The organism is Kitasatospora sp. NPDC029312, from assembly GCF_055569215.1.
In genome coordinates this window covers 126,917-143,072 of record NZ_JBVHXY010000016.1, presented here as the reverse complement: position 1 = coordinate 143,072, position 16,156 = coordinate 126,917, and the positions used below count along the sequence as shown (strand labels likewise).

General features: G+C 73.8%; 11 protein-coding genes and 1 pseudogene. 5 read left to right on the top strand and 7 right to left on the bottom strand.

The window, feature by feature from the left end:
• Positions 1-94: 94 nt before the first annotated feature.
• Positions 95-1,105, top strand: a complete 1,011-nt coding sequence (locus ACZ4WV_RS15975) for an alpha/beta hydrolase (RefSeq protein ID WP_465746933.1) — start codon at positions 95-97, stop codon at positions 1,103-1,105.
• A gap of 158 nt (positions 1,106-1,263) precedes the next feature.
• On the opposite strand, the gene ACZ4WV_RS15970 is transcribed toward ACZ4WV_RS15975, so the two are convergent.
• The 4 genes from ACZ4WV_RS15970 to ACZ4WV_RS15955 all read right to left on the bottom strand — a co-directional run bounded on the left by ACZ4WV_RS15970 (position 1,264) and on the right by ACZ4WV_RS15955 (position 5,688).
• Complete coding sequence (locus tag ACZ4WV_RS15970) at positions 1,264-2,289, bottom strand: 6-phosphofructokinase (RefSeq protein WP_350743632.1); 1,026 nt, start codon at positions 2,287-2,289, stop codon at positions 1,264-1,266.
• Between the two features lie 413 nt (positions 2,290-2,702).
• Positions 2,703-3,431, bottom strand: a complete 729-nt coding sequence (locus ACZ4WV_RS15965; protein ID WP_465746930.1) for a type 1 glutamine amidotransferase — start codon at positions 3,429-3,431, stop codon at positions 2,703-2,705.
• 46 nt (positions 3,432-3,477) lie between these two features.
• Positions 3,478-4,740 (bottom strand): MurT ligase domain-containing protein, encoded by a 1,263-nt coding sequence (locus tag ACZ4WV_RS15960; RefSeq protein ID WP_465746928.1) that lies wholly within the window; start codon positions 4,738-4,740, stop codon positions 3,478-3,480.
• Positions 4,741-5,001: 261 nt separating this feature from the next.
• Positions 5,002-5,688 carry a GNAT family N-acetyltransferase gene (locus tag ACZ4WV_RS15955; protein ID WP_465746926.1) on the bottom strand — a complete coding sequence of 229 codons (687 nt, stop codon included), beginning with the start codon at positions 5,686-5,688 and terminating at the stop codon, positions 5,002-5,004.
• Between the two features lie 224 nt (positions 5,689-5,912).
• On the opposite strand from ACZ4WV_RS15955, the pseudogene ACZ4WV_RS15950 reads away from it, so the two are divergent.
• Together ACZ4WV_RS15950 and ACZ4WV_RS15945 are read left to right on the top strand one after the other, a co-directional pair.
• A pseudogene (locus tag ACZ4WV_RS15950) lies at positions 5,913-9,905 on the top strand (non-ribosomal peptide synthetase family protein).
• 173 nt (positions 9,906-10,078) lie between these two features.
• A complete protein-coding gene (locus ACZ4WV_RS15945) occupies positions 10,079-10,303 on the top strand; it encodes a hypothetical protein (RefSeq protein WP_465746924.1) in 225 nt (74 codons plus the stop codon).
• A gap of 81 nt (positions 10,304-10,384) precedes the next feature.
• Here ACZ4WV_RS15945 and ACZ4WV_RS15940 read toward each other — a convergent pair whose 3' ends face one another.
• The 3 genes from ACZ4WV_RS15940 to ACZ4WV_RS15930 all read right to left on the bottom strand — a co-directional run bounded on the left by ACZ4WV_RS15940 (position 10,385) and on the right by ACZ4WV_RS15930 (position 13,553).
• Positions 10,385-10,804 carry a hypothetical protein gene (locus tag ACZ4WV_RS15940; protein WP_465746922.1) on the bottom strand — a complete coding sequence of 140 codons (420 nt, stop codon included), beginning with the start codon at positions 10,802-10,804 and terminating at the stop codon, positions 10,385-10,387.
• A 77-nt stretch (positions 10,805-10,881) separates the two neighbouring features.
• On the bottom strand, positions 10,882-12,306 hold the full coding sequence (locus ACZ4WV_RS15935) for a pyridoxal phosphate-dependent decarboxylase family protein (RefSeq protein ID WP_465746920.1): 1,425 nt from the start codon (positions 12,304-12,306) through the stop codon (positions 10,882-10,884).
• 137 nt (positions 12,307-12,443) lie between these two features.
• The gene (locus ACZ4WV_RS15930; protein ID WP_465746918.1) at positions 12,444-13,553 is read right to left on the bottom strand and encodes a hypothetical protein; all 1,110 of its coding nucleotides are present in this window, start codon (positions 13,551-13,553) and stop codon (positions 12,444-12,446) included.
• 288 nt (positions 13,554-13,841) lie between these two features.
• On the opposite strand from ACZ4WV_RS15930, the gene ACZ4WV_RS15925 reads away from it, so the two are divergent.
• The gene (locus tag ACZ4WV_RS15925) at positions 13,842-14,117 is read left to right on the top strand and encodes a hypothetical protein (protein WP_465746916.1); all 276 of its coding nucleotides are present in this window, start codon (positions 13,842-13,844) and stop codon (positions 14,115-14,117) included.
• Between the two features lie 113 nt (positions 14,118-14,230).
• The gene (glmS, locus tag ACZ4WV_RS15920) at positions 14,231-16,057 is read left to right on the top strand and encodes a glutamine--fructose-6-phosphate transaminase (isomerizing) (RefSeq protein ID WP_465746914.1); all 1,827 of its coding nucleotides are present in this window, start codon (positions 14,231-14,233) and stop codon (positions 16,055-16,057) included.
• The last annotated feature ends 99 nt before the right edge of the window (positions 16,058-16,156 follow it).

Below are 16,156 nucleotides of genomic sequence, written 5' to 3'. Positions count from 1 at the left end.
GCGAGCAGGGGCGAGCACGCCCGTCCTCGACCCCGGCTGGCAAGCTGTGACCGGTCGGGGTGCCGCCGGGCACCCCACGGCGTGGGGAGACGTCATGCGTGGTGGGGCCGGAGCCGGCACGGGCGCGGGCGCGGCACCGCCGCCGGTGGACCGGGAGTTGGCAGCCGCGCTCGCGGCCCTGCCCGACCGGACCAGGGCGCCCCTCACCCCGGAGGACCTCGCGGCCTGGCAGGAGCGGGACGCCCGCACGCGCCCCCGGCCCGCAGTCGAGGAACTGCGGGACGACGGCCGCTTCGAGGTGCAGGAACTGCTGGCACCGGCCACCGGGCGGACGCCGCCGGTGCGGCTGGTCACCGGGCGGCCCGCCGGGGTCCGGGGGCCCCTGCCCGTCCTCTACTACCTGCACGGCGGCGGGATGGTCACCGGCAACGCGTGGTCCGTACTGCCCCGGCTGCTGCGGGAGACGGCCGAGCCCTTGCGGCTGGCCGTCGTCTCCGTCGAGTACCGGCTCGCCCCGGGCGCCCCCTACCCGGCGGCGGTGGAGGACTGCTTCGCGGGGCTGCTGTGGGTGGCCGAGCACGCCGACCGGCTGGGCGTGGACGCCGGACGCGCGATCGTCGGCGGCAAGAGCGCGGGCGGCGGACTCGCCGCGGCCCTCGCGCTGTTGACCCGCGACCGCGGCGGGCCGGCGCCGATCGGACAACTGCTGCTGAGCCCGATGCTCGACGACCGCAACGACACCTTCTCCGCCCACCAGCTGGCCGGCCACGACACCTGGGACCGCACCTCCAACGCGACCGCCTGGCGGGCCCTGCTCGGCGACCGGTGCGGAGCCCCGGACCTGGCGCCGTACGCGGCCCCCGCACGGGCCACCGACCTGACGGACCTGCCCCCGGCCTACATCGAGGTCGGATCGGCGGAGACCTTCCGCGACGAGGCCGTCGCCTACGCCGACGCCGTCTGGCGGGCGGGCGGCGACGCCGAACTGCACGTCTGGCCCGGTGCCTTCCACGGCTTCGACACCTTCGCGCCCGGCGCGGCCCTCAGCCGCGACGCCCGCGACGCCCGGACCCGCTGGCTGCGCCGGATCCTGGCCGGTCGGTGAAACGGTCGGTGAAACGGTCGGTGACGCGGCCGGCGAACGGTCGGTGACGCGGTCGGTGAGCCCGTCGTCCCGGCCGGGCCGACGCCACGCCTCGCGGGCGCGTGCGGGCCCCCGGACCGGCGGGGCGGTCCGGGGGCCCAAGTGCGGTGGGCGGACGGTCAGATGACCGTCTCGGCCTCCACGTAGCGCTCCTGGGGGACGGTCTTCAGCTCGGCGACCGCCTCGGCCAGCGGCACCAAGTTGATGTCGGTGCCCTGCAGCGCGGTGATGTGCCCGAAGGCACCCTTGTGCACGGCCTCCACGGCATGCCAGCCGAAGCGGGTGGCGAGCACCCGGTCGTAGGCGGTCGGGGTGCCGCCGCGCTGGGTGTGGCCGAGGATCACCGGCCGCGCCTCCTTGCCGAGGCGGTGCTCCAGCTCGCGGGAGAGCTGGGTGGCGATGCCGGTGAAGCGCTCGTGGCCGTAGATGTCCTTGGTGCCCTCCTCCCAGTGCATGGTGCCGGGCTCGGGCTTGGCGCCCTCGGCGCAGACCACGATGGCGAACTTCTTCTGGCGGTCGAAGCGTTCGCGGACGACGGCGGTGAGCTTCTCGATGTGGAACGGGCGCTCCGGGACGACGATGGCGTGCGCGCCGGCCGCCATGCCCGCGTTCAGCGCGATCCAGCCGGTGTGCCGGCCCATGACCTCGACGACCATGACCCGCTGGTGGGACTCGGCGGTGGTCTTCAGCCGGTCCAGGGCCTCGGTGGCGACCGAGACGGCGGTGTCGAAGCCGAAGGTCACGTCGGTGGCGGCGATGTCGTTGTCGATGGTCTTCGGCACGCCGACGATCGGCAGGCCCGCGTCGCTCATCAGCTTGGCGGCCTTCAGGGTGCCCTCGCCGCCGATCGGGATCACCGCGTCCAGGCCCAGGTCGGAGCAGTACCGCTTGGCCCGCTCGACACCGTCGCGCAGGTGGCTCGGCTGCACCCGGGAGGAACCGAGGATGGTGCCGCCCTGGGCCAGGATGCCGCTCACCGAGTCCAGGGTCAGGGGGCGGTGGTGGCCCTCCAGGAACCCGCGCCAGCCGTCCTCGAACCCGATGATCTCGTCGCCGTGGTCGACCACCCCCCGGTGGACCACGGAACGGATCACCGCGTTCAGGCCGGGGCAGTCACCGCCGCTGGTCAGCACTCCGATACGCATTAGCTTTGCAACTCCCGAGCAGAACCGAGGAACGGCCGGACTACAGGCTGGGCGACGAGCCGACACCGTACCGAGGCGCTCCCACGCCGGAGTGGCGGGAAGGTGGCCGCGAGGTGTTGGACCGGCCGATCCGGACAGAACGTCCGAAAACGGCCGTGAAGTCGAGCATACGGCCCCTGGTCCGGCCGGGCAGGAGCCGACGCGGGAGCGGCGCCTTCGGCGCCCCCGCGCGGAATTGCAGCCTGCTGCCGAGGAGGGTGTGCAGCCGGCAGCCCCATTGTCGTACGTCCGGGTCCGCCCGCGGGCCGGGTGACCGCATGGCGGGCACCCGGGCGGGGCGTACGGGCGTACTCGGGCGTGTCTGACGATTCCCGCCGGGCGCGCGACGCCGGGCGGGAATTGTCAGACACGCCCTAGGCGGGGCGCGTCGTGGCGGCGATGCGCTCGGCGCGCAGCGCGTCGTACCAGGTGGTGTCGGCCGGCGGCAGGGCGTTGACGTCCAGCGCCAGCTTGATCAGCATGTCGGCCACGGCCGGGTTGCGCGCCAGCACCGGGCCGTGCAGGTAGGTGCCGAAGACGGTGTCCCGCCAGGCGCCCTCGGTGCCGTCACCGGTGCCGTTGCCCCGGCCGACGGTGACGGTCGCGAACGGCTGGACGCCCTGGCCGAGCTGGGTGACGCCCTGGTGGTTCTCGAACCCGGTCAGCGGCGGCAGGCCGAGCCGCGGGTCCACGTCGGCCAGCACGTCGCCGACGCAGCGGGCGCCGTCGCCGCGCGTGGTCCAGACGTCGAGCAGGCCGAGGCCCGGCTCGCGCTCGCCGAGGTCGTTGACGAACTCGCGGCCCATGATCTGGAAGCCGGCGCAGACGCCGAAGATGATCGCGCCGTTCTCGGCGGCCCGCACCAGGCCGCTGTCGGCGCGCAGTCGCTCGGCGGCCAGCCGCTGGGGGCGGTCCTCGCCACCGCCGATCAGGTAGATGTCCCCGCTGGTGGGGATCGCCTGGTCGGAGCGGACGTCGATCCGGGTCACGTTGAGATGGCGCTGGCGGGCCCGGCGCTCCACGACCAGGGCGTTGCCCCGGTCGCCGTAGGTGCTGAGCAGGTCCGGGTAGACCCAGACCACGCGCAGGCTGCTCTCACTCATCCTCGAAGGCCTTCCGTCACGAAAAGACTGGTGTGCGGGCGCGGCATCAGCCGGCCACGACCTTCCGCAGCTGCTGGAAGGCGGTGTAGTTGGCGATGGCCTCGATCCGGCCGGGCGGGGCCATCCGGACGGCCTGCTCCAGGGTGTCCACCACGTGGAACTGCAGCCCGGCGACCTCCAGGCGGACGGCCAGGTCCAGCTTGCGCTGGCCCATCACGAAGATCGGGTGGCCGGACAGGCGCTCGTAGTCGACGTCCCACAGCCAGGAGGTGTCGGTGCCGTCGGCGTCGAGGGCGTTGACGGAGAGGATCACCGGGGCCGGCGGGCCGTCGATCAGCGAGAAGGTCTCCAGCCAGCCGGCCGGGTTCTTGGCCAGCAGCAGCCTTATGTCCCGGCCCTGGTACTGGACCACGTCGTAGCGGCCGGCCACGGCGGTCACCGAACGCATCCGCTCCAGCGCCACCTGGGGGGCGACGCCGAACACGGCGGCGACGGCGGCCGAGCTGGTGGCGTTGGCCAGGTTGGCGCGGCCGGGCAGCTGCAGCTGGATCGGCCAGGCGCCGCGCTGCGGGTCGATCACGTGGGTGCCCTGGAGCGCCCAGTGCGGGTTGGGGCGCCGGAAGCCGCAGTCCTGGCAGAACCAGTCGTCGCCGGGGCGCTGCATCACACCGCCGCACGCGGGGCAGGACCAGGCGTCCTCCTTCCAGGCCTGTCCGGCGGCCACCCAGACCACCTTCTTGCAGGAGGAGGCGGCCCAGGTCACCAGCGGGTCGTCGGCGTTGGCGATGACGACGGCCTCGGTGTCCTGGAGGCCCTCGCGCCACTTCTCCGCCATCATGCGGGTCTCGGCGGCGCGGTCGAGCTGGTCGCGGGAGAGGTTGAGCAGGGCGATCGCCTTGGGGCGGGTGTCGCGGGCGACCGTCGCCAGGTACTTCTCGTCGACCTCGATGACGCCGAAGCGGGCGTCGCTGCCGCCGGCCAGGGCGGAGGTGATGCCGGCCGGCATGTTGGCGCCCAGGGCGTTGGAGACCACCGGGCCGGCGGCGCGCAGCGCCTCGGCGATCAGGCGGGTGGTGGTGGTCTTGCCGTTCGTCGCGCTGACCAGGATGACGTCGAGGTGGTCGGCGAGGGTGGCGAGCAGATCGGGGTCGAGCCTGAGGGCGACCTTGCCGCCGATCACCGAGCCGCTTCCGCGTCCGGCCTTGCGCGACACGGCGGCGGCGACCCGGCCGGCCGTGACCGCGATCTTGGCGCGGGCCGGCAGCGAGGCGTCGCGTGCGCCTGTGGGCTCCGATTCGGTGCCTGCCATGCTCAGTGGTTCCTCCTTGCTGCGGCACCGCCCGTGGCCGGATAACGGGCCGTCGGGCGGCGGGGACGGGGTCAGCCTACCGACTCCGTCGCCCGACCGGACGATCCGGACCCCGCGCCGCCTGGCGCGACGCGGCCGCGCGGCTGCCTGACGCGCCGTCAACATGGGCGGTGTACGGAGCGGCGCCTCGTTTCCCCGGAGACGCTCCACGGCGGTCACCGGGTTCCCGGGACGTTCGGTAAGGATGTGGTGAAGAAATGATCAGCGGCCCGGCGCGAGGGCGGGCGCGGGGGCGGTTCCGGCGGCCAGGGTGGCGGTGATCACCAGGGTGCCGTCCTCGGCGCGGAAGTCCAGCGGCGCCGGCAGTCGGCGCATCGCGGCGATCAGCCCGGCGTTGGCGGCGTGGGTCACCGCGTACACCGTCCCGATCCCGGCCGCCCGGGCGAGTGCGGTGAGCCGCCGCAGCAGGGCCACGCCCAGCCCGCGGCGCTGCCAGGCGTCCTCGACCAGGACGGCGAGCTCCGCCTCGCCGTCGTCCCACATCAGGTGCCCCAGGGCGAGCAGCCGGCCGTCGGGGGCGCTCACGGCCAGGCTGCGGCCGTGCCGGGCGTCCAGCAGGTGGTTGAGGTAGCGGTCGGCGTCGCGGACCGGGCCGTGGTAGCGCAGCCGCAGGGCGGCGGGGGAGCAGCGGCCGTGCATCGCGAGCGCCGCCGGCTTGTCGGCCGGTCCGGCGGGGCGCAGCAGCAGCTCCGTCCCGTCCGGCAGGGACAGCCGGGACACCGTCTCCGGGCCGCGGGCGTCCGGGCGGGGCGGCGTCGGGTGCGGGCGGGCCGACCGGTGCGGCCCGCCGCCGGGCGCGGGCGGTCGGGGGGCTTGGCCGTCGGGCGCCGCGCACCTGCGGAAGGGCCGGTGCCAGAGCCGTTCGGGGCGAGTGCGTGATGCCGTCATGGGGCCGACGCTATCGAGGGCGCGCTTCCGGCCGGTTACGTGATCGTGAACGCACGAATGCGGCGGGTCAGGGGCGGCCCGGCGACCGGGACAAGCCCGAAAGAGGTCCAGACCGGTGCCTCATGCGACCGGGACGACGGACGGCCGACGGTGGAGTCCGTGCCCGGTGCTCCTGATGAACAGGCCGCCGGGATCCGTCCGACCACGCACCGAAGGCTCCTCCCATGCGCCACACCCAGCTGACCCAGTCCGCCTCCGTCACCGTCCCGCACGCCCGCCGGGCCCCGAGCGGCACCGCCCTCACGGACCTGCTCGACCGGCAGGCGCGCAGCCGCCCCGCCGCCACCGCCGTGGTGGGCCACGGGCGCGGCCCCTCCTTGCGCGGGCATTCCCCGCGCGAACTCCCCGTCCGTGAACTCTCCTTCCGCGAGCTGTCCGCGCGGGCCCGTCGGCTGGCCGTGACGCTGCGCGCGCTCGGCGCCGGGGCGGACGGCTCTGTCGGCCTGTACGTCGACCCCTCCGTGGACCTGGTGGTCGGGGTCTGGGGCGTGCTGTACGCCGGGGCGGGCTACCTGCCGTTGTCGCCCGAGTACCCCGAGGACCGGCTCCGCTTCATGATCGAGGACAGCGGCACCCGGATCGTCCTCACCCAGCGGCACCTGCGCGACCGGCTGGCCGCGCTGGCCCCGTCCGGCACCGAGGTCGTCACCTTCGAGGACGGGCCGGCGGTGTCCGTGCGTGACGAGCGTGACGAGCGTGACGAGGACGGTGAACGTGGTGAACGCAACCGGGCCGGTGAGCGCGACGGGGGGCCGAAGCCGGAGTCGCTGGCCTACGTCATCTAAACCTCGGGCAGCACCGGCCGCCCGAAGGGCGTGCAGATCGAGCACCGCGCGGTGGTCTCCCAGCTGCGCTGGATGCGCAACGAGGGGTACCTCGATCCCGCGGTCACGGTGCTGCAGAAGACGCCGATGAGCTTCGACGCCGCCCAGTGGGAGATCCTCGCCCCGGCCGTCGGCGCCCGGGTGGTGGCCGGCACGCCCGGCCTGTACCGGGACCCGGAGGCGCTGGTCGCGGCCGTCCGCCGGTACGGCCTGACCGCGCTGCAGTGCGTCCCCACCCTGCTGCGGGCGCTGCTGGACACCGAGGGCTTCACCGACTGCACCGGCCTGAGCATGCTGTTCTCCGGTGGCGAGGCGCTCTCCCGCCGGCTGGCCCGCGATCTCGGCGCGGCCCTGCCCGGGGCCTCGCTGGTCAATCTGTACGGCCCGACCGAATGCACGATCAACGCCACCGCCCACCTGGTCGACCCGGCGGCGCCGGCGGACGGTGCCGGCTCGGTGCCGATCGGCCGGCCGGTCGACAACACCCAGTGCTACGTCCTGGACGGGCGGCTGGCCCCGGTCGCCCTTGGTGAGGTCGGCGAGCTGTACATCGGCGGAGTCCAGCTGGCGCGCGGCTACCTGCACCGGCCCGAGCTGACCGCCGAGCGGTTCGTCCCCTCCCCGTTCGCCCCGGCCGAGCGGCTGTACCGCACCGGCGACCTCACGCACTGGAACCCGGACGGCACCCTCCAGTTCGTCGGCCGGGCCGACCACCAGGTCAAACTGCGCGGCCACCGGATCGAGCTGGACGAGATCGCCCGCGCGATCGAGGAGCACACCTGGGTGCGCCGGGCGGCCGCCGTCGTCTCCGACGACGAACGCACCGGCCACCGGAGCCTGGTCGCCTGTGTCGAGCTCGATCCGCGCGAGGCCGCGCTGATGGACCAGGGCAGCCAGGGCGGCCACCACCGGTCCAAGGCCGGGCGGCTGCAGGTCAAGGCCCAGTTGTCCGACCCGGGCGTGCGCGAACCGGCCCGGCTCGCCGGGCGCGCGAGGGTCGAACTGCCCGGCCGGCGGGAGAGCGAGGCCCAGCGCCGGGCGGTCTTCGCCCGGAAGACCTACCGCTTCTACGACGGCGGGCCGGTCACCCGGGACGACCTCACCGCACTGCTGACCCCGCGCCCGGCAGGGGCCTTCGGCCGCGAGCTGGGCCTGCTCAGCTTCCCCGAACTCGGCCGCATCCTGCGCTGGTTCGGCCGGTTCCACAGCGACGAGCGGCTGCTGCCCAAGTACGCCTACGCCTCGCCCGGCGCGCTGTACGCGACCCAGCTGTACCTGGAGACAGGCGGCCTGGACGGGCTGGCCGCCGGGCTCTACTACCACCACCCGGTCGAGCACGCCCTGGTCCGGATCGGGGACGCGGCCCCTGTGGGACCGGCGGCCCCGGCGGGCCCTGGGACGGAGCCGTACCTGACGCTGCACTTCTCCGGGAAGCACGGCGCCATCGAGCCGGTGTACCGCAACAACATCCGTGAGGTGCTGGAGTTCGAGACCGGCCACATGCTCGGCGTCCTCGAGGAGGTGCTGCCCCAGTACGGGCTGGACGTCCGCCCGCTCGGCCACGACCCGGCCGTCAAGCCGCGGCTCGACGTCGCCGAGGAGGACCACTACCTGGGCAGCTTCTCCGTCGTCCGCAACAGCGGCCGGCCCGCCGAGGAGCGCACCGAGCTGTACGTCCAGGCCCACCGGGACCGGGTGGACGGCCTGCCGGGCGGCCTCTACCGGTACGAGGCGGGCCGGTTGACGCCCGTGTCGGCCGAGGTGGTGGAGTCCCGGCACGTGATCGCGATCAACCAGGCGGTGTACGCCCGGGCCGCGTTCGGCATCACGGCCGTCAGCCGCGCCCGGCCGGAGTGGCTGGAGTACATCGCGCTCGGCACCGAACTGCACCACCTGCAGCGCAACGGCCTGGGCCTGGGCCTCATGTCCGCTGGCTACAGCTCCAAGTCCGGCCACCCACTGCCCGCTTCCCGGCGGATCGACGAGATCCTCGGTGCCGTCGGCATCGCGCCCGGCGCGTCGTACTTCTTCCTCGGCGGGAGGGTGAGCGAGGAGCAGGTCCGCAGCGAGGGCATGCGCGAGGACACCGTCCACATGAAGGGGCCGGCCGAGATCGTCAAGGACGAACTGGCCGCTCTGCTGCCCGACCACATGCTGCCCAACCGGGTGCTGGTGGTGGACGCCCTGCCGCTCACCGCGAACGGCAAGGTCGACCTCAGGGCCCTCGCCGCCTCCGACGCCGTGCGCACGCCCGAGGCGCTCCGCGAGTACGTCGCCCCGGGCACCCCGCACGAACGGTGGCTCGCGCGGGCGTGGAGCGAGGCGCTCGGCTACCGGGAGGACCGGGACGTCTCGGTGACGGAGGAGTTCTTCGCCGCCGGCGGCAACTCGCTGATCGCCGTGGCGCTGGTCCACCGGATCAACCGGGAGTTCGGGACCGCCCTGCCGCTGCAGGTGGTCTTCGAGTGCCCGAAGCTGGGCGACCTGGCGGCCCGCATCCAGCGGGCGGACGACGCGCCGGCCCAGCGGCTGGTCCCGCTGCACCGCGGATCCACCAGGCGCCCGGTCTTCTGCTGGCCCGGCCTGGGCGGTTACCCGATGAACCTGCGGCTGCTCGGCCGGGAGGCGAGCGACGGCCGCGCCTTCTACGGCGTCCAGGCGCACGGCATCAACGAGGGCGAGACGCCGTACCCCACCATCCGGGAGACGGCCGCCGCCGACGTCGCCGAACTGCGGCGGGTGCAGCCCGAGGGCCCGTACACCCTATGGGGGTACTCCTTCGGCGCCCGGGTCGCCTTCGAGGCCGCCTGGCAGCTGGAGCGGGCCGGCCGGCGGGTGGCGGAGCTGCTGCTGATCTGCCCCGGGAACCCGAAGGTCCGCCAGGGCGCCGGGCGGCCGTGCGGCCGGGCGTCCTCCTACGCCGACCCGGCCTACCTGACCATCCTCTTCTCGGTGTTCGCCGGGGCGGTCCGCGGGCCGGAACTGGAACGCTGCCTGGCCGAGACCGTCGACGAGGACGGCTTCGTCGCCTTCGTCCACCGGCTGCTGCCGGAGCTGGGCGAGCAGGTGATCCGCCGGGTCACCCGGATCGTCGGCCGGACCTACGAGTTCGAGTACAGCTTCCGCGAGCTCGCCGAACGGCGGCTGGACGCCCCGGTGACCATCCTCAAGGCGACCGGCGACGACTACTCGTTCATCGAGGGCAGCACCGGCTACTCGGCCGCCCCGCCGACCGTGGTCCAGCTGGCAGGGGACCACTACGGAGTGCTGAAGGAGCCGGGGGTGCACGAACTGGTCGCCGCGATCCGGGCGGTGCGGCGGCCGGACCAGTGACCGGCGACGGCGACGCCGCGACGTGGTGCCGGGACGAGACACCGCGATCGCGATGCCGGGCATGACGCGGAAACGCTCACGGATGGCCCATGATCCGTGACCACGGGGAGCCCCTTCGGATAGGGATGGCTCGGCTTTCCGCCGAATCCACCTCGACCCGAAGGGGCTCGTCCATGCTCTCCAAGAACTCCGCACTGGCCACGGCCTGTTGCGCCCTGCTGCTGGCCGCACCGATCGCCCTCGCCCAGTCCGCCGCGGCCGCCGGCACCACCGGCAACGGCCCCAAGACCCCGGAGGAGGCCGCCGCCTGCAAGATGGTGACCGGCACCCTGCTCGGGGGCTTCGGAGCCCTGCTGGGCAACGCCGTCTGCGTCGTCCAGCCGTCGACCAACGGCTGACACCGGCGCCCGCGGATCCGGCGGCGGGGTGCCCCCTCGGGCCCCCGCCGCCGACCGCTGCTCACTTCGGGCGCCAGGTGGTCAGGCGATCCGGGTCGGGGCGTCCCGGAGGGTGTGGCCGGTGGCGGTGAGGAGGGTGCTGAGCGCGGCGGGGGTGAGGGTGTGCGGGGTGCGGACGAAGAGCTCGTCGGTGGCGGGGTGGAGCGAGACCAGGGCGATCCGGTGGTCGGCGAGGGCGGCGGGGGTGTGGGCCAGCGGGGTGGTGCGCACGCGCCAGAGGACGGTCGGGGGAGGGGCGTGCGGGGACCACCAGGCGTGCAGGAGCGCGGCGGCGAGCAGCGCGAAGGCCGAGGTGGTGAGGACGATCGGGCCGTCGGAGCCGTGGAGGACGACCTTCGCGATCAGATCGGCGGCGGTGACGGAGAGGAAGGCGGTGGCGAGCTCGACGGTGTCGCGGCGCCAGCGGTGGGCACGGCGGAGGGAGGGCTGGGTGTGATCCATGCCCTTCAGCGTGCCCGGCCGGTGTTTCGTGACCACGACCCCGCCGTGACCTGGTGGTTAAGGTCCGCCCGGGGGTGTTACGGCATCAGCTCGCGGGCGGCGGCCCTCACCTCGGCGAGGAGGAGGTGGAGGTCGTCCTCCGTCGTGGCGGCGTTGAGCAGGCAGGCGCGCAGCATCTCGTGGTCGCCGAGCCGGGCGCCGGTGACGAAGACCCGGCCGCGCCGCTGGACGGCGGGCGCGAGCTCGCGGTTGAGGGCGTCGCGGGCGGCGGCGTCCAGGCCCGGGGCGCGGTGGCGGAACGCGACGATGGAGGTCTGCACCTCGGCGAGCAGCTCCAACTCCCAGTCGGCCTCGACGAGTTCGCCGAGCCGCCGGGCGAGCGCGGTGCAGTGGGCGATGTCCCGGGCGAGGCCGGCGCGGCCCCGGTGGGCGATGGTGGCCCAGACCTTGAGGGCGCGGAACGGGCGGGTCTGCTCGGGGCCGTACTCGGAGAACCAGCCCAGTGAGCCGGCCGACTCGTCCCGCAGGTAGGACGGGACGAGGCTGAAGGTGGCGCGCAGTTCGTCGGTGTCACGGACGAGCGCGCAGCCGCAGTCGACGGGGACGCCGAGCCACTTGTGCGGGTCGAGGGCGAGTGAGTCGGCGCGCTCCAGGCCGGTGTAGCGGTGGGCGACGGCGGGGTCGAGGCGGCCGAAGGCGCCGTACGCACCGTCCACGTGCAGCCAGAGCCGCTGCTCCTCGCACAGGTCGGCGATCGGGTCGAAGGCGTCCACCGCTCCGGTGCCGACGGTGCCGGCCGAGGCGACGACCAGGAAGGGCAGCAGTCCGGCGGCGCGGTCCCGTTCGACGGCGGCCCGCAGGTCGGCGGTGTCCAGGCGGCCGTCGGGGCCGGTGGCGACGGTGCGCAGGTGCCGGCTGCCGAGGCCGAGGAGTTCGGCGGCCTTGCGGACGCAGGAGTGGGTCTCGGCGGTGACGTAGCCGACCAGCGGGGGCATCCCCGTCAGGCCGTCCTCGCGGAGGTTGCGGCCGGCCTGCCGGGCGGCGCGGTTGCGGGCGGCGGCGAGGCAGACGATGGTCGCCATCGAGGTGCCGGAGGTGAGCAGGCCGCCGCCGGCCGGGTGGGGGAAGCCGACGAGTTCGGCGATCCAGCGGACCACGGCGCGTTCCAGGTGCACGTCGGCGTGGTCGCCACCGGCCGTGCTGGGGTTCATCGCGGAGGCGGCGAGGCCTGCGAGCACCCCGGCGGGGGCGGGGGCGGAGTTGACCCAGCCGAAGAAGCGAGGATGGCCGTTGCCCATGGGGTACGGGAGGACGTCCCGCCCGATGGCGTCCAGCAGCGCGGCGAGCGGCCGGCCCTCGGTGGGGAGGGGGGCGTCCAGCAGGGCCCGCCGGGCGGCTTCGTCCATCGGCTGCCAGACCGGCCGGGCGGGCAACTCGGCGAGGTAGTCGGAGACCAGGTCGGCGGCGGTGTGGGCGGCGCTGCGGAAGTCCTCGGTGGTCATGGCGTGCTCCAGGGAGGCCGGGGTGGGACTGGGCCAGGCGCGGCTTCCTCGGCGCACCCTGATCAGGCGATGATCGGGTGATCCTACGCAAAGGGCCCGCGCCGTGCGGCGCGGGCCCCGATGCTGAGACCGGGTGATCAGTCCAGTGAGCCGGACAGTCCGCCGGCGGAGCGGCAGTAGCCCTGCATCTCCTTGTCGGTGATCTTCGCGCAGAGCCGGCCGGCCGCGCCGCCGTCGGTGTAGTTGACCGTGTAGTAGCTGACCAGCCCCTCCGTGCAGGCCTTGCGCTGCCAGCCGTCGGCGGCGGTGGCGCACTGCTGGGCGGCCCAGTCCTCGCGGTCCAGGTTGTACTTCATGGTGCGCGAGCCGACGCCCCGGCTGCAGTCCACCGCGCCGCCGGCGGCCTTGCCGTTGAGGCACCACTTGAGGGCCTCGGCGTAGACCTCGGGGTGGTTCGGGTAGTCGTGCGAGGACAGGTAGAAGGTCGGGGCGTAGAAGAAGCAGGCGGACTGGAACAGGGCCGGCTGGTCCTTGCACGGGTACAGCGGGTCCTGGGCGAGCTTGTCGGCGGGCAGGTTGGCCTTGGCCTGCTCGTCCTCCTCGTCCGGGCCGAAGAGCTGCATGAACAGGCCCTCGGAGCAGCGGATCCGGTTCTGGTCGGTGGTGAACTTGTTGCACAGGTCGCGGGCCTTGGCGACGTCCTGCTTGGCGACGAACATCGTGCCGTGGCCGACGCCGTGGATGCAGGGTCCGGTGTTCGTGGGGGCGCAGAGCTTGAGCAGGTCCACCTCGGGCTGGGTGGAGGCGTTCAGCATCTCCTCGACCGCGCCGTGCAGGTAGCCGGCCGCGCAGGTCTCGTGCGGGAAGGAGATGACCTTCTGGAAGTCGGCGTTGTAGCGCTTGACCGCCGCGTGGCCGAGCTCGTGCGCGATCGGGTGGCAGAAGCGCACCGTGTACGGCTTCTCCTTGGTGATCTTGTCGAGGTCGGCGAGGGCGACGCCGGGGTCGGCGGCCTCCATCTCGGCCATCATCTTGTTGCGCAGCGTCGAGCGGGTCCACACCGCCGGGTCGCCGGTCGGGGTGGCGCTCGCGGCGCCCGCCGCGGCCGGCTGCGCGCCGGGGGCGCTCGTGGTGGCGGCCGGGGCCGCGGTGGCCGCCGCGGGCGACCAGTCGGTGACGGCCACCGAGCCGAGGCCCAGGACGCCCAGGAGCACGGCGGTGAGAATCGCGAATACTCGCGGCTGCATGACGGGATCCCCCGGCGGATCGAGGTGAACGGTTCGCTCCCATCCTGACGGCACGGGGGCGGGATTCCGCGTTTTCGCCCGCCATTCGGGAGGTGTCGGCGACGCTACCGCATCGTCCGACGCCCGCGCGGGCCGGACCGGTTCCCGGTGATCACCCGGAGGGTGCAGCGGCTGCGCGTCGGCCGTCGCACCGTCGGACCGGTTGACTGAGCCGAAAGTTGCAAAGTCTGCCCGAATTCGGGCAAGATCTTTGGCTTCGACGGGCGGCGCGACCTAGAGTCCTCATTCGTGCCGAGCTCACCCCACCCTCACGAGGACCTCCTCGCCCACCTCACCCGGACCAGCCCGCTCGGGCCCCGGGAAGCGGCGCGGGTCGTGGCGGAGGTCCTGGCCTACTTCTCCGAGAGCACCGAGGAGTACGTCCGCCGCCGCCACGGCGAGCTCCAGGCACGCGGCCTGACCAACGAACGGATCTTCGCCCGGCTCGCCGAGGAGCTGCCCGCCCGCCGCGTCACGGCACCGGAACTGTCGGCCCGCCAGCTGCGGCGGATCGTCTACGGCTGAGCGCCGTACCGTCTCCGCCCGGCCCGGGCCGCCCGGCCGTTCCCGACCCCTCCGGGACGGGCCTGCGCAGACCAGGCCCCCCGAGCCCCGACCTTCCCAAGAGGAGCCCCCGCATGTGCGGAATCGTGGCCTACATCGGCCCCAAGGACGCGACCCCCTTCCTGCTGGAGGGGCTGGCGCGGCTCGAGTACCGGGGCTACGACTCCGCCGGCGTCGCCGTCACCGGACGCACCGGCGGGATCAAGCTCCGCAAGGTCAAGGGCCGGGTCGCCGACCTCGCGGCCGCCGTGCCAGCCCGGTTCAAGGGCACCACCGGCATCGGCCACACCCGCTGGGCCACCCACGGCGTCCCCAGCGACGCCAACGCCCACCCGCACCTGGACGACGCCGAGCGGATCGCCGTCGTCCACAACGGCATCATCGAGAACGCCGACGAGCTGCGCGCCAAGCTGACCGCCGACGGCGCCGGGTTCCGCTCCGAGACCGACACCGAGGTGCTCGCCCACCTGATCGCCGCCCACGCCACCGAGGGCGTCGAGCTGGAGGACGCCGTCCGTGCGGCACTCGGCAAGGTCGTCGGCACCTACGGCATCGCCGTGCTGGACGCCGGCCAGCCGGACCGCATCGTGGTCGCCCGCAACGGCAGCCCGATCGTGCTGGGCATCGGCGAGAAGGAGATGTTCGTCGCCTCCGACGTCTCCGCCCTGGTCCGCTACACCCGCCAGGTCGTGCACCTGGAGGACGGCGAGCTGGCCACCGTCCGGGCCGACGGCTTCCGCACCTTCACCGCCGACGCCCGCACCACCCACCGCCAGCCGTCCACCGTGGACTGGGAGATCGACTCCTACGACACCGGCGGCTACGAGCACTTCCTGCTCAAGGAGATCAACGAGCAGCCCACCTCCGTGGAGCGCACCCTCAGCGGCCGGCTCGACGAGCGCTTCAGCACCGCCCACCTCGGCGGCCTCAACCTCGACGCCAGGGAGCTGCGCGAGATCCGCCGGGTGAAGATCCTCGGCTGCGGATCCGCCTACTATGCGGGCGAGATGGGCGCCCAGCTGATCGAGGAGCTGTCCCGGATCCCCGCGCACAGCGAGCCGGCCTCGGAGTTCCGCTACCGCAACCCGGTGATCGAGGCGGACACCCTGTACGTCGCGGTCAGCCAGTCCGGCGAGACCTACGACACGCTCGCCGCCGTCCAGGAGATCAAGCGCAAGGGCGGCCGGGTGCTCGGCGTCGTCAACACCGTGGGCAGTGCCATCGCCCGCGAGTGCGACGGCGGCATCTACCTGCACGCCGGCCCCGAGGTCTCCGTCGCCTCCACCAAGGCGTTCACCTCCACCGTGGTCGCCTTCGCCCTGCTCGCCCTGCACTTCGGCCGCATCCACGACCTCTCGCCCGCCGACGGCCGCCGGATCGTCTCGGCCCTCCAGGCCCTGCCGGACCAGATCCGCGAGATCCTCACCCAGAGCGACGCCATCGCCGAACTGGCCGCCCAGTACGCCGACTCCAGCGGCATGATGTTCATCGGCCGGGTCCGCGGCTACCCGGTCGCCCGCGAGGGCGCGCAGAAGCTCAAGGAGATCTCCTACGTCCACGCCGAGGCCTACCCGGCGAGCGAGCTCAAGCACGGCCCGCTGGCCCTGATCAGCCCCGAACTGCCCACCGTGGCGCTGGTCCCGGACGACGAACTGCTCGACAAGAACCTCACCACGCTCGGTGAGATCAAGGCCCGGCACGGCCGCGTCGTCGCCGTCGCCCACCGCCGCCCCGAGGAGAAGCTCGCCGACCACTGCATCCTGGTGCCCAAGAGCGAGCCGGAGTTGGACCCGCTGCTCCTCAACATCCCGCTGCAGCTGCTGGCCTACCACGCCGCCGTCGCCCTCGGGCGCGACGTGGACAAGCCGCGCAACCTGGCGAAGAGCGTCACGGTGGAGTAGCCCACCGCCGTCCACCGGTACGCCGGGGGAGGGGGGGGGGGGGGGGGGGGGGGGGGGAGGGGGGTGAGGGGGGGGGGGGGGGAGAAGGGAAAGCGGAGG

Excerpts from the sequence above, each read along its gene's own strand:
- ACZ4WV_RS15940 (WP_465746922.1), bottom strand. The coding sequence starts at position 10,804 with ATGGATCACACCCAGCCCTCCCTCCGCCGTGCCCACCGCTGGCGCCGC.
- ACZ4WV_RS15975 (WP_465746933.1), top strand. The coding sequence starts at position 95 with ATGCGTGGTGGGGCCGGAGCCGGCACGGGCGCGGGCGCGGCACCGCCG.
- ACZ4WV_RS15930 (WP_465746918.1), bottom strand. The coding sequence starts at position 13,553 with ATGCAGCCGCGAGTATTCGCGATTCTCACCGCCGTGCTCCTGGGCGTC.
- glmS (WP_465746914.1), top strand. The coding sequence starts at position 14,231 with ATGTGCGGAATCGTGGCCTACATCGGCCCCAAGGACGCGACCCCCTTC.
- ACZ4WV_RS15970 (WP_350743632.1), bottom strand. The coding sequence starts at position 2,289 with ATGCGTATCGGAGTGCTGACCAGCGGCGGTGACTGCCCCGGCCTGAAC.
- ACZ4WV_RS15945 (WP_465746924.1), top strand. The coding sequence starts at position 10,079 with ATGCTCTCCAAGAACTCCGCACTGGCCACGGCCTGTTGCGCCCTGCTG.
- ACZ4WV_RS15955 (WP_465746926.1), bottom strand. The coding sequence starts at position 5,688 with ATGACGGCATCACGCACTCGCCCCGAACGGCTCTGGCACCGGCCCTTC.
- ACZ4WV_RS15935 (WP_465746920.1), bottom strand. The coding sequence starts at position 12,306 with ATGACCACCGAGGACTTCCGCAGCGCCGCCCACACCGCCGCCGACCTG.
- ACZ4WV_RS15960 (WP_465746928.1), bottom strand. The coding sequence starts at position 4,740 with ATGGCAGGCACCGAATCGGAGCCCACAGGCGCACGCGACGCCTCGCTG.
- ACZ4WV_RS15965 (WP_465746930.1), bottom strand. The coding sequence starts at position 3,431 with ATGAGTGAGAGCAGCCTGCGCGTGGTCTGGGTCTACCCGGACCTGCTC.